The sequence below is a fragment of the Paracoccus mangrovi genome (genome assembly GCF_042648425.1).
GTDB lineage: Bacteria > Pseudomonadota > Alphaproteobacteria > Rhodobacterales > Rhodobacteraceae > Paracoccus > Paracoccus mangrovi.
The window spans coordinates 322,289-334,731 of record NZ_JBHRXJ010000004.1 but is presented as its reverse complement, the minus strand read 5'-3'; the positions used below and the strand labels follow the sequence as shown (position 1 = coordinate 334,731).

Below are 12,443 nucleotides of genomic sequence, written 5' to 3'. Positions count from 1 at the left end.
CCCGGCCACGGTCGGGGCGCGCGGATCACGGGCCGGCGGACGGTCGGACAAACCGGGGTCCAGATACGCAAAAGGCCCCGGCAAAATGCTTCGGGGCCTCAGCAGGGCGTCGGATCCGGGAAGCGTCAGCGCATGGCGCGCGACGCGTCCCCGAAAACAATCAGATCAGGCGTTGACGCTGTCTTTCAGCGCTTTCGCGATCGTGACCTTGACCACCTTGTCGGCGGGCTTCGTCATCATTTCCTGGGTCTGCGGGTTGCGAACCTGACGCTCGGGACGCGCGCGGCAAGCGACTTTGCCGATGCCCGGCAGCGTGACGGCGCCACCATCAGCGACGGTTTTCGACACGATCGCCGACAGCGCGTCCAGCGCGGCCGATGCGGTCTTCTTGTCGCTGCCCATTTCTTCGGCCAGCGTGGCCACGAGCTGGGTTTTGGTCATCGGTTTCGAAGCGGCCTGAGCCATTGTCTGTCTCCTCGTTGTTCCCCGTTCGGGAAATTTTCGGACGCCACCTTGGCGGCATGAAAGTCGCTACACAAGCTTTTTGCGCATAGTTCAAGCTTTTTCCTTTATTTTCGCCTGCAAGACGCCGCGAAAATGGCAGAAAAGCGCCTTGTCACAGGAAAGCGGTCTCATTGAACGACCGCAGCTTGCGCGAATGGATGCGTTCCAGGGGTGTGGCGCGCAGCTTTTCCATCGCACGAATCCCGATCAAAAGATGGTTCGCGACCTGTGTGCGATAGAAATCCGTGGCCATGCCCGGCAGCTTCAGCTCGCCATGAAGCGGCTTGTCGCTCACGCAAAGCAGGGTGCCGTAGGGCACGCGAAAACGAAAACCGTTGGCCGCGATGGTGGCGCTTTCCATATCCAGCGCGACCGCCCGCGATTGCGACAGCCGCTGCACCGGACCGGACTGGTCGCGCAACTCCCAGTTGCGGTTGTCGATGGTGGCGACGGTGCCCGTCCGCATGATGCGTTTCAGGTCATAGCCGTCCAGCTGGGTGACCTCGGCCACGGCATCCTGCAATGCGACCTGCACCTCGGCCAGGGCCGGGATCGGCACCCAGACCGGCAGGTCGTCGTCGAGAACGTGATCCTCGCGCAGATAGGCATGGGCCAGCACGAAATCGCCCAGCCGCTGGCTGTTGCGCAGCCCCGCGCAATGGCCGACCATCAACCAGGCATGCGGGCGCAGGACCGCGATATGGTCGGTCGCGGTCTTGGCGTTCGAGGGACCGACCCCGATATTGACGAGCGTGATGCCATCACCATCGGGCCGTTTCAGGTGATAGGCCGGCATTTGCGGCATCTTGGCGCCGGTGGCGATGATGTCCTCGGCACGCTCGATCACCTGATTTCCGGGCGCGACGAATTCGGTATAGCCGGAATTCGGATCCGCAAGGGCGCGGCGGGCAAAGGCCTCGAATTCGTCGACATAGAACTGATAGTTGGTGAACAGGACAAAGTTCTGGAAATGCTCGGGCAAGGTCGCGGTGTAATGCGACAGCCGCGCCAGCGAATAATCCACCCGCTGCGCGGTAAAGGGCGCAAGCGGCAGACTGCCATCCGGGTTCGCGCCCGCCGTGCCGTTCACGATGTCGTCGTTCATCGTGTTCAGGTCCGGCACGTCAAAGACATCGCGCAGGGAATAGCTCAGCACCCCCTCTTGCGGGACGTTCAGATCGCTTTGCGTGGCGACCGCGAAATGCACCGGCATCGGGGTGTCGCTGTCGCCCACGCTGACCCGCACGCCGTGGTTTTTCATCACCAGCCCGATCTGTTCGGTCAGATAGCCGCGAAACAGATCCGGCCGCGTGATCGAGCTGGCATAGACGCCCGGCACCGAGACATGGCCAAAGGACAGCCGGGAATCCATCTTGGTGTGATCGGGAATGTTGAACCGCAATTCGGGGTAAAAGGCCCGGTAGCGCGCCTTGGGCTGGCGCCCGGCCAGCGTTTCGACAAAATGCCGCAGCAGGAAATCGGCCGCGCGGTCATATAGCTGGGTCAGCCGCTCGACCGCGGCGGCGGCATCATCGAAATATTCCGGCACGGCGGGTTCGGGGGTTTCCAGGGGCAGGGTCCGGTGTTCGGTCATGGCGCGTTCTCCAGTTTCGCAAGACTGTGCCAGCGCGAACGAGGGGTGGCAAGGCGCCGCCGCCCCACCTATCTGATGGTCAAAGGAGCTAACCCATGCAGTTTTCCATCCTTGATCTGGCCGTCGTGGCCGAAGGTTCCGACGCCCGGCAGGCCATCGCCAATTCCGTCGCGCTGGCACAGGCCGCCGAGGGCTGGGGCTATCACCGTTTCTGGCTGGCCGAACATCACAACATGCCCGGCATCGCCAGCGCCGCGACCTCGGTGCTGATCGATCATGTGGCGGGCAATACGCGCAAGATCCGCGTCGGCGCGGGCGGGATCATGCTGCCCAATCACGCGCCATTGGCGATCGCCGAACAGTTCGGGACGCTGGCCACCATCCATGGCGACCGCATCGACCTTGGGCTGGGGCGCGCGCCGGGCGGCGATGGCGCGGTCATGCATGCGCTGCGCCGCTCGATGCAGCGCAACGAGGATTTCCCCAATGATGTCGTCGAGTTGCTGCGCTATCTGGGCCCGGGCCAGCCCGGCAGCCCCGTCGCCGCGCATCCCGGTCAGGGCACGCAGGTGCCGGTCTGGATCCTGGGTTCGTCGCTTTACGGCGCCAGTCTGGCGGCGGCGCTTGGCCTGCCCTATGCCTTTGCCAGCCATTTCGCGCCCGGCGATCTGGATCAGGCGGCGCAGCTTTACCGCGAACGGTTCCAGCCAACCGAGTTCGGCGAAAAGCCCCGTTTCATGCTGGCCGTGAATGTCATCGCCGCCGAGACCGACGATCAGGCCCGGCGCCTGCGCAGCAGCCAACAGATCAGCTTTGCCCGGCTGCGGCTGGGCACGCCCGGCCTGTTGCCGCCGCCGCTCGATGACGTGCTCGACGCGATCCCGGTGCGCATCCTGCCCACGGTCAATGCCGCACTTGCCATCAGCGCCGTAGGCTCGGCCGAAACGGTCGCGGCGGAACTCGACGCGCTGATCGCCCGCTATCGACCCGATGAGATGATCCTTGTCGGCAATATATTCGACCAAGAGGCGCGGCAGCGCTCGTTCGCCATGGCCGCCGAAATCCTGCGGGGGCGGGCATGAAGGCGCTGATCCTTGGCCATGGCTACACCGCCGGTTTCCTGACCCCGCTTTTGCGGGCCGAGGGTTGGCAGGTCACCGGCACCACCCGCGATGCGCCCGACCGGCTGCGCGCGGCGGGGGCCGCCCCGCTGTTATGGCCCGGGGATGAGGACCGCGTGCGCGAGGCGATCGCCGGGGCGGACGCGATCCTGATCTCGGCCGGGCCGGATGGGGGCCACGATCCCGCGCTTGCGGATTTCGCCGCCGATTTCGCCCGCGCCCGCCCACGCTGGCTGGGCTATCTGTCGACGACCGGGGTTTACGGCGACCGCGATGGCGGCTGGGTGGACGAGCGGTCGGAGCTTGCGCCATCGACTCGGCGCGGGCGCGACCGCGTGGCCGCCGAACAGGCCTGGCAGGACCTGGCCGCGCGCCATGACCTGCCGCTGCATATCTTTCGGCTGGCGGGGATTTATGGCCCCGGTCGCGGCCCGTTCGCCAAGCTGCGCGCGGGCACGGCGCGGCGCATCGTCAAGCCCGGGCAGATATTCTCGCGCATCCATGCCGCCGATATCGCGCAGGTGCTGCTCGCCTCGATCCACGCGCCGCGTCCGGGCGGGGTCTATAATGTCTGCGACGACGACCCCGCGCCGCCCGAGGCGGTGATCGGACATGCCGCCGAATTGCTGGGCCTGCCCCTGCCCCCGGCCGAGGATTACGCCACTGCCGACATGACCCCGATGGCGCGCAGCTTTTATGCCGAAAGCAAGCGCGTCTCGAACGACCTGATCAAGCGCGAACTGGGGGTGCGGCTGATCTATCCCGACTATCGCGCCGGGCTGGCCGCCCTGCTGCGGGCCGAGAACGCGCCCGCCTAGGGCGCGATCGAGCAACAGCCGGTCAGCATCCGCGACGGCATGTCCTGCCCGTCGAGGATAACGGTGACGGTCAGCGCATAGCGGCGATCCGACATGCCGTCCGAGCATTGGCGCGGCTGCATCACGGCGGTCAGCCGGCCCTTGTCGTCGCCCGCGATCATGCCGCGCATCGGATCACCCTCGATCCCGCGATCCATGACGGTGCGCAGCGACAGCTTGCGGTCGGGCTGATCCGGCTCGGTGAATGTCAGCGCGTTTTCGACCGTATCCAGCGACCAGAAGGGTTCGGTCCCCCCACAGCTCAGCGACAGGGGCAGCGAGGCCGGCTTCCAGACCGAAGCCTGCGGTTTCAAAAACCGCAGCGCCACCCAGCCCGAACCTTCGTCCAGATTCACCCGCCCCCATTTGCCGGTGCTGTCGCGCCCGACCAGCTCGACCCCCTTGGCGGTCGAGGCGAGTGTGCCGATGATCTCGGCCTGACCATCCGGGGCGGCGCGCACGTTCAGCTTGTCCCAGGTTTCGACGACGGTCACGTCATAGAGGTTCGGCAGCCGCTCTTGCGCCACAACGGCCAGCGGCGCGGCCATCAAAAACCCGGTCAGAACAAATCGCAGCATACCATCCCCCCCAAAACTTCGGCCATCAATCCAGATCAAAGAAATTCGCCACGCTCACGCCCGCTTTTCCCCGATCTGCGCCACGCCCAACACCTCGAGCACCTTGGCCTCGATATCGGGGGCGGACATGCGGGCCGCGCGATACATGGATTCGGGGCTTGCGTGGTCGATGAACGTGTCGGGCAGCACCATCTGGCGGAAACGCAGGCCACGGTCAAAGACGCCCTCATCGGCCAGAAGCTGCGCGACAAGGCTGCCGAAACCGCCGACCGCGCCCTCTTCGATGGTGATCAGCGCCTCATGGCTCGCAGCAAGGCGCAGGATCAGATCGCGGTCCAGCGGTTTGGCGAAGCGCGCATCCGCCACGGTGGGGGAAATGCCGCGCGCGGCCAGCGCCTCGCGCGCGCGCATGGCCTCGGACAGGCGGGTGCCAAAGGACAGGATCGCGACGCGCGCGCCCTCGGCCACGATGCGGCCGCGACCGATTTCCAGCACGGTGCCGCGTTCGGGCATGTCGACGCCGGTGCCTTCGCCGCGCGGATAGCGGAATGCAATGGGGCCGCTGTCGTGGGCGGCGGCGGTCGCGACCATATGCACAAGCTCGGCCTCATCGGCGGCGGCCATCACCACCATGCCGGGCAGGTTCGCGAGAAAGGCGATGTCATAGGCGCCGGCATGGGTGGCGCCATCCGCGCCGACCAGCCCGGCGCGGTCGATGGCGAAACGCACCGGCAGGCGCTGGATCGCGACATCATGCACGATCTGGTCATAGCCGCGTTGCAGGAATGTCGAATAAAGCGCGCAGAACGGCTTCATGCCGCCCGCCGCCAGCCCCGCCGAAAAGGTCACGGCATGCTGTTCGGCGATGCCCACGTCGAAACAGCGGCGCGGAAACCGTTCCGCAAAGAGGTTGAGACCGGTGCCGTCGGGCATCGCGGCGGTGACGGCGACGATCTTGTCGTCGCGCGCCGCCTGATCGACCAGCGCGCGCGCGAATACCGAGGTATAGCTGGGCGCGTTCGATTTCGCCTTGGCCTGCGCGCCGGTCATCACGTCGAATTTCGCCGTCGCATGGCCCTTGTCGGCGGCGCGTTCGGCGGGGGCATAACCCTTGCCCTTTTTCGTCACCGCATGGATCAGGACCGGCCCGGTGGCCCGCGTCTTGACCGTGCGCAACAGCGCCAGAAGCTGGTCGAGGTCGTGACCATCGACCGGGCCGACATAGGAAAAGCCCAGCTCTTCGAACAGCGTGCCGCCAACGGTCATGCCCTTGAGCATTTCCTTGGCGCGGCGCGCCCCCTCTTGCAGGGTCGGGGGCAGGAAGCCCACGGCGCCCTTGGCCACCGCCTTCAGGTCCTGAAACGGCCCCTCGGCATAAAGCCGGGTCAGATAGCTGGACAGCGCACCGACCGGCGGCGCGATCGACATTTCATTGTCGTTCAGCACCACGAACAGCCGCTTGCCCAGATGGCCCGCATTGTTCAGCGCCTCAAAGGCCATGCCGGCGGACATGGCGCCGTCGCCGATCACCGCGATGGCATCGCCCGGATCGCCGCCCAGCTCGCGCGCCATGGCAAAGCCCAGCGCCGCGCTGATCGAGGTCGAGGAATGCCCGGCCCCGAACGGGTCATAGGGGCTTTCCGAGCGTTTGGTGAAACCCGAAAGCCCGTCCTCCATCCGCAGGGTGCGGATGCGGTCGCGCCGCCCGGTCAGGATCTTGTGCGGATAGCACTGATGGCCGACATCCCAGATGATCTTGTCGCGCGGCGTGTCAAAGACCGCGTGCAGCGCCACGGTCAGCTCGACCACCCCAAGCCCGGCGCCCAGATGGCCGCCGGTGACCGAAACCGCGCTGATGGTTTCGGCGCGCAGCTCATCGGCCAGCTGGCGCAATTCGCGATCGCTCAGATCCTTCAGGTCCGCCGGCTGATGCACCCGGTCGAGCACGGGGGTTGCGGGACGGGCGGCGGATGTGTCGTCGGTCATGGCTGGCCCCTTTCCGGGCAGGCTGTCAGGCGTCGCGTTCGATAACGAAACGCGCAAGCTGCCGCAAGTTTCCTGCGGCTTCACCATAGGGTTCCAGAGCGGCCTCGGCATGGCGGATCAGCTTGCGGGCCTTTTCCTGCGCACCGTCCAGCCCCAAAAGCGACACGAAGGTCGCCTTGCCGGCGGCGTCGTCCTTGCCGATGCGCTTGCCGGTTTCGGCCTCATTGCCGGTGACGTCCAGAATGTCGTCCTGAATCTGGAAGGCAAGGCCCAGATTGCGGGCATATTCGGCCAGCGGCTCGGGGTCCTGACCGGCCAGCACCGCACCGGCGGTGGCCGAAAACTGAATCAGCGCGCCGGTCTTGGCCTGCTGCATGCGCTTGATCGCGACCAGATCGGGCGGCGCGATGGCGGTTTCGGCGGCGATATCCAGCGCCTGTCCCCAGACCATGCCGCGCGCGCCGACCGCCTCGGCAAAGCCCGCGATCAACGCCATCCGCGTCTCGGCCGTGCCGATGCGGTCGTCGCTCAACAGACCGAAGGCCAGGCTTTGCAGCGCATCCCCGGCCAGAATCGCTGTCGCCTCGGACCATTGCACATGCACGGTCGGCAGGCCCCGGCGCAGGTCGTCATCATCCATCGCCGGCAGATCGTCATGGACCAGGCTATAGGCATGCAGCGCCTCGACCGCGGCGGCGGCGGGCAGCGCGGCGGCATCCTCGATCCCGAACAGCCGCGCCGATTCCATCACCAGAAACGCGCGGATACGCTTGCCGCCGATACAGGCATAGCGCATGGCGTCGGTCAGCTCACCCTGGGGCAGATGGGCCATGGCATCATCAAGCGCGGTCTGGATCTGCGCCTTTACGTCCTCAAGCCGGTCCTGCATCACAGGCCCTCGACGGGGGTGGTGCCGGCGGGTTGGCCATTGGCGGCCAGCGTGATTTTCTCGACCCGCTCTTCGGCGCGGCGCAGCACCGCATCGCAATGCGCCCGCAGGGCCGCGCCACGTTCGTAAAGGGCGATGGATTCTTCCAGCGTGGCATCGCCATGCTCAAGCTTGCCGACTGTCGCCTCAAGCTCCTTCATCGCCTCTTCGAAGGACATGTTACTGATCTCGGTCACGCCGCGGTCTCCCTCAGAACTTCGACATGGGCGCGCGCCGCGCGGCCCAAAGCCGCCAGATCATAGCCGCCTTCCAGCGCCGATACCACCGGGGCCGCGCAAGCTGTCGCAGTGTCACGGATCATGCGGGTAATTGCGGCGAAATCACGCCCGCGCCACATCAGACCGGCCAGCGGATCGTCGGCATGGGCGTCGAAACCGGCCGATATCAGAATCAGCTGCGGCCGCCATTCCAGCACCCGCGTACAGATATCCTGCCAGATCTCGCGCGCCTGCGCCCCCGTGCCGCCCGAAGCCAGCGGCACGTTCACGATCTGGCCATGCGCGCCGCGTTCGGACCGCGCGCCCGTGCCCGGATAAAGCGGGACCTGATGGGTCGAGACGAACATCGCCCGGCGCTCATCCCACAAAAGGTCCTGCGTGCCATTGCCGTGATGGACGTCGAAATCCAGCACCGCCACCCGGCCCAGCCCGTGATGGTCCAGCGCCCGCAAGGCCCCCAGCGCGACACTGGAAAAGATGCAAAATCCCATCGCCCGCGCCCGTTCCGCGTGATGGCCGGGCGGGCGCATGGCGACAAAGGCATTCGCGGCCTCGCCCGCAAGCACCGCATCGACCGCCGCGCAGACGCCGCCCACGGCATGGCGCGCGGCCATCGCCGAGGTCAGAGCTATGAACCTGAGCGAATATGATACTAAGGCTTTGCGAAAAATTCGCGCTGCTCGCGGCATTGATCCGCTTGTTAGAGATCGCAAGGTCCCCACATGACCCCCTATCTGAAAGGCAACGTCGCCGGCCAATGCCCGCGTTGCGAGGGCAGGGGCGGTCGGTGGAAGGATGCCGACAACCGCTGGCAGCGTTGCCCGAGCTGCAAGGGCAGGAAGATCGTCGGCAAGCCGCCCGAACAGATCCTGGCCGAAATGACCGGACGGGAATGGCTCTCACCGAAAGATCAGGGCGAAGCATGATTCGTAAAATCTGCGCGCACCCGGGCTGTGATCGCGAACTTTGGGCGGAAAATCAGATCGGCGTCTGCCGCCGACACTGGCATCAAACCGGATGCCGCTGCCGGAATTGTATTGGCAAGACCAAAACCCAATGGCGGATCAGGACGCGCGAAGAGCTGGTGGCCAACGGGCTGCTATTTGAAAAGCCGCTGTTCCCGCTATCGCTCTTATCGGGGAAAGCCACCGACATCTCTGCCGCCGGCATGCGTTCGCGCACTGCCGGCGTTCTTTATGGTCATGTGCCCATGGTCACGAGACAGCCCGAAACGTGAACGGCCGCGCCACATCCGACGCGCGTCCGATCCGGACGCTCGGACAGCCAGCCCGAGCTTCTAACGTAAGTTATTGAAATACATGATTTCAGTGGTGAGCCCGACAGGATTCGAACCTGTGACCCACTGATTAAAAGTCAGTTGCTCTACCAACTGAGCTACGGGCCCACATCACAGGGCGGCTAACTAGAGGCCGTGCCCGGCAGGGTCAAGCGGAAAAATCACTGCCTCTGGCAGAATCTGCGCGACGGCCTTATGTGACCGCTATGGAACTCCAACAGAACCCCGTTCAGGACGCCGGACTGCCCTTCATGAAGATGCATGGGCTGGGCAATGATTTCGTCGTCCTTGACGCGCGCCGGTCGGGTGCGCTGCCCGATGCCGCGACGGTTGCGGCCATCGCCGACCGTCATCGCGGGGTCGGTTTCGATCAGCTTGCCGTCATTCTTCCGGGACAGAATACGGACGCAAAGCTGGTGTTTTTCAACGCCGACGGTTCGTTTTCGGCGGCCTGCGGCAATGCCACGCGCTGTGTTGCGCGGTTTCTGATGGACGAATCGGGGGCCAGGACCCTGCGGCTGGCCACGGATCACGCGGTCCTGCTGGCCGAGGATGCCGGCAATGGCCTGACCCGCGTCAATATGGGGCCGCCGGTCTTGGACTGGGCCGGGATCCCGCTGGCCCATGATATCGACACGCTGCATCTGCCCATCGCGGGCGATCCGGTGGCGACGGGCATGGGCAATCCGCATATGACATTCTTTGTGCCCGACGCGGACGAGGTCGATCTGGCAAGCTTTGGCCCGCCGCATGAGCATCATCCGCTTTACCCCCAGCGCACGAATGTCGAGGTGGTGCAGGTCGTCTCGCCGGATGAAATCATCCTGCGCATCTGGGAACGGGGCACGGGGATCACGCTGGCCTCGGGGTCGTGCTCATGCGCGGCGGTGGTCGCGGCGGCGCGGCGCGGGCTGACCGGGCGGCGCGTCCGGGTCAATGTCCCCGGCGGCCAGCTCGAAATCGACTGGCGCGAGGATGGCGTCTGGATGACCGGCCCGACCGCGCATGTCTTTGACGGGGTCTGGCGGGGATGAACGCCAAGCCGCCCGTCTTTGCGACCCTTGGCTGCCGGCTCAACGCCTATGAGACCGAGGCGATGCGCGAAATGGCCGATGCCGCCGGCTTGCAGGGCGCGGTGATCGTGAACACCTGCGCGGTGACCGCCGAGGCCGTGCGCAAGGCCCGGCAAGAGATTCGCCGCCTTGCCCGCGAAAACCCCGGCGCGCCGGTCATCGTCACCGGCTGCGCGGCCCAGACCGAGCCGGAAACCTTTGCCGCCATGGCCGAGGTCACGCGCGTGATCGGCAATCACGAAAAGATGCAGCCGCAGACATGGGCGGCGATGCAGGCCCCCGATCTGATCGGGGTGACCGAAAAGGTTCAGGTCGACGACATCATGTCGGTCAAGGAAACCGCCGGCCACCTGATCGACGGTTTCGGCCGCCATCGCGCCTATGTTCAGGTCCAGAATGGCTGTGACCACCGCTGTACCTTCTGCATCATCCCATTCGGGCGCGGCAATTCGCGCAGCGTTCCGGCGGGTGTGGTGGTCGAACAGATCAAGCGCCTGCGCGATCGCGGCTTCAACGAGGTGGTGCTGACCGGGGTCGATCTGACCAGCTGGGGCGCCGATCTTCCGGGCACGCCGCGGCTGGGTGATCTGGTGATGCGGATCCTGCGGCTGGTGCCGGATCTGCCGCGTCTGCGCATCAGCTCGATCGACTCGATCGAGGCGGATGAGAACCTGATGCTGGCCATCGCAAGCGAGCCGCGTCTGATGCCGCATCTGCATCTCAGCCTTCAGGCGGGCGATGACATGATTTTGAAACGGATGAAGCGCCGCCATCTGCGCGACGACGCCATCCGCTTTTGCGAAGAGGCGCGCAAGCTGCGTCCCGGCATCGTCTTTGGCGCCGATATCATCGCCGGGTTCCCGACCGAAACCGAGGCCATGTTCGAAAACAGCCTGAAGCTGGTCGAGGATTGCGGCCTGACATTCCTGCATGTCTTTCCCTATTCGGCGCGCAAGGGCACGCCGGCGGCACGGATGCCGCGCGTGCCCGGCCCGGCGATCAAGGACCGCGCCGCGCGGCTCAGGGCGGCGGGGGACGCGGCGCTGATCCGGCATCTGGACGCACAGATCGGCCAGACCCGCGCCATCCTGACCGAAGGTCCGCGTCTGGGCCGGACCGAGCATTTCACAGAGGTGGCCTTTGCCCATGACATGCCCGAAGGCACGCTGATGGATCTGACCATCACCGGCCATGATGGCACGCATCTTCTGGCGGATGCGGGACGGCCCGTCTAAGGCGAAGATAATTCTGACAAAAACGTGTGGGAAATGTCATTTCCCCATGATGCGGCTTTCTGCTTTTCTGTCCATCCACCTGACACAATGAGGACATTGATGAACGCCCTGAAACCCCTGCTTGCCGCCGCGATCCTGACAGCGGGGCTTGCCGCGCCCGCCCTGGCCGAAGAGGCCCGCGACACCGCCCAGGAAGAGGCCAACCGCAAGCTCGTGGTCGATTTCTATGACAAGGTCTTCAATCAGCACATGGTCGCGGAAGGGGCCGCCGTGCTGACCGAGGAATACAAACAGCACAACCCCCATGTGCCCGACGGCAAGGAACCCTTCGTTTCCTATTTTACCCAGTTCTTCAAGGACAACCCCGAGGCCCGCACCCGCGTCGTGCGTTCGGCCGCCGATGGCGATCTGGTCTGGCTGCACAACCATTCCACGCAGAACCCCCAGGACCGGGGCGAGGCCATCGTCGACATCTTTCGGGTCAAGGACGGGATGATCGTCGAGCATTGGGACGTCATTCAGGCCGTGCCCGAAACCTCGGCCAATGAAAACACCATGTTCTAAGCGCGCCTGCGCCTGATGCACGATCCCGGCGGGCAGGGCTTGCCCGCCGGTCCCCGAACGGTCGCCCGAAACGCTTGCCGTTCGGCGCCTGCGTCGCATAATGGCGCGGCGATGACGCTGCTTTATACCCATCCCTCGGGGCATCTGCATGCCACACCGCCCGGCCATCCCGAACAGGTGGCGCGGCTGGACGCGGTTCTGACCGCGCTCGATGGGCTGGAAGTTGACCGGCGCGCGGCACCTGCGGCCGATGATGCGGATATCCTGCGCGGTCATGCCCCCGAATATCTGGCGGCGCTGGAACGCAGGACGCCGGATCGGGGCTGGTCGATGCTCGATGCCGATACCGCCCTGTCGCCAGACAGCCGGATGCTGATGCCGGCTTCGGAAAGTACATCTGACGCAATGCAGGCAACATTGTGCAGATTTTCGATGTTGCAGCAGGTAATTACATAGCCAAGATTAAA

The 12,443-nt window shown here is 65.4% G+C and carries 14 protein-coding genes, 1 tRNA gene and 1 pseudogene; 8 read left to right on the top strand and 8 right to left on the bottom strand.

The features are described from left to right. Positions 1-165: 165 nt before the first annotated feature. Both ACFOMH_RS08350 and ACFOMH_RS08345 read right to left on the bottom strand, forming a co-directional pair. Positions 166-465, bottom strand: a complete 300-nt coding sequence (locus ACFOMH_RS08350; RefSeq protein WP_374425034.1) for an HU family DNA-binding protein — start codon at positions 463-465, stop codon at positions 166-168. Positions 466-616: 151 nt separating this feature from the next. Beyond that, entirely contained in the window at positions 617-2,098 is a 1,482-nt protein-coding gene (locus tag ACFOMH_RS08345) for an AMP nucleosidase (protein ID WP_374425032.1), read from the bottom strand. A 95-nt stretch (positions 2,099-2,193) separates the two neighbouring features. Between ACFOMH_RS08345 and ACFOMH_RS08340 the strand changes: the two genes are divergently transcribed. After that, entirely contained in the window at positions 2,194-3,180 is a 987-nt protein-coding gene (locus ACFOMH_RS08340) for an LLM class flavin-dependent oxidoreductase (RefSeq protein WP_377743853.1), read from the top strand. Beyond that, complete coding sequence (locus tag ACFOMH_RS08335) at positions 3,177-4,037, top strand: SDR family oxidoreductase (protein WP_377743852.1); 861 nt, start codon at positions 3,177-3,179, stop codon at positions 4,035-4,037. The genes ACFOMH_RS08340 and ACFOMH_RS08335 overlap by 4 nt, the downstream gene beginning before the upstream one ends. Here ACFOMH_RS08335 and ACFOMH_RS08330 read toward each other — a convergent pair. From ACFOMH_RS08330 to ACFOMH_RS08310, 5 genes and pseudogenes are all read right to left on the bottom strand, one after another. Next, complete coding sequence (locus tag ACFOMH_RS08330; protein WP_377743850.1) at positions 4,034-4,654, bottom strand: COG3650 family protein; 621 nt, start codon at positions 4,652-4,654, stop codon at positions 4,034-4,036. The two genes, ACFOMH_RS08335 and ACFOMH_RS08330, sit on opposite strands and share 4 nt — an antisense overlap. Positions 4,655-4,708: 54 nt before the next feature. Then, positions 4,709-6,640 carry a 1-deoxy-D-xylulose-5-phosphate synthase gene (dxs, locus tag ACFOMH_RS08325; protein WP_377743849.1) on the bottom strand — a complete coding sequence of 644 codons (1,932 nt, stop codon included), beginning with the start codon at positions 6,638-6,640 and terminating at the stop codon, positions 4,709-4,711. Positions 6,641-6,665: 25 nt separating this feature from the next. Beyond that, on the bottom strand, positions 6,666-7,529 hold the full coding sequence (locus tag ACFOMH_RS08320) for a polyprenyl synthetase family protein (protein ID WP_377743847.1): 864 nt from the start codon (positions 7,527-7,529) through the stop codon (positions 6,666-6,668). Further along, positions 7,529-7,747, bottom strand: coding sequence for an exodeoxyribonuclease VII small subunit (locus ACFOMH_RS08315; RefSeq protein ID WP_374425103.1), 219 nt, complete (start codon positions 7,745-7,747; stop codon positions 7,529-7,531). Before ACFOMH_RS08315 ends, ACFOMH_RS08320 begins: the two co-directional genes overlap by 1 nt. Before the next feature lie 14 nt (positions 7,748-7,761). Next, a pseudogene (locus ACFOMH_RS08310) lies at positions 7,762-8,427 on the bottom strand (histone deacetylase family protein); the annotation flags it as partial. Between the two features lie 102 nt (positions 8,428-8,529). Here ACFOMH_RS08310 and ACFOMH_RS08305 point away from each other — a divergent pair. After that, positions 8,530-8,733, top strand: coding sequence for a hypothetical protein (locus tag ACFOMH_RS08305; RefSeq protein WP_374425021.1), 204 nt, complete (start codon positions 8,530-8,532; stop codon positions 8,731-8,733). Then, positions 8,730-9,044 (top strand): hypothetical protein, encoded by a 315-nt coding sequence (locus ACFOMH_RS08300; RefSeq protein WP_374425019.1) that lies wholly within the window; start codon positions 8,730-8,732, stop codon positions 9,042-9,044. Before ACFOMH_RS08305 ends, ACFOMH_RS08300 begins: the two co-directional genes overlap by 4 nt. A gap of 92 nt (positions 9,045-9,136) precedes the next feature. Here ACFOMH_RS08300 and ACFOMH_RS08295 read toward each other — a convergent pair. Continuing rightward, positions 9,137-9,212, bottom strand: a tRNA-Lys gene (locus ACFOMH_RS08295). A gap of 98 nt (positions 9,213-9,310) precedes the next feature. Between ACFOMH_RS08295 and dapF the strand changes: the two genes are divergently transcribed. The 4 genes from dapF to ACFOMH_RS08275 all read left to right on the top strand — a co-directional run bounded on the left by dapF (position 9,311) and on the right by ACFOMH_RS08275 (position 12,432). Continuing rightward, positions 9,311-10,138, top strand: a complete 828-nt coding sequence (dapF, locus tag ACFOMH_RS08290; RefSeq protein WP_377743844.1) for a diaminopimelate epimerase — start codon at positions 9,311-9,313, stop codon at positions 10,136-10,138. After that, entirely contained in the window at positions 10,135-11,412 is a 1,278-nt protein-coding gene (mtaB, locus tag ACFOMH_RS08285) for a tRNA (N(6)-L-threonylcarbamoyladenosine(37)-C(2))-methylthiotransferase MtaB (RefSeq protein ID WP_377743842.1), read from the top strand. The genes dapF and mtaB overlap by 4 nt, the downstream gene beginning before the upstream one ends. Positions 11,413-11,511: 99 nt before the next feature. Next, a complete protein-coding gene (locus ACFOMH_RS08280) occupies positions 11,512-11,976 on the top strand; it encodes a nuclear transport factor 2 family protein (protein ID WP_374425013.1) in 465 nt (154 codons plus the stop codon). Between the two features lie 111 nt (positions 11,977-12,087). Then, a complete protein-coding gene (locus ACFOMH_RS08275) occupies positions 12,088-12,432 on the top strand; it encodes a hypothetical protein (RefSeq protein ID WP_377743840.1) in 345 nt (114 codons plus the stop codon). The last annotated feature ends 11 nt before the right edge of the window (positions 12,433-12,443 follow it).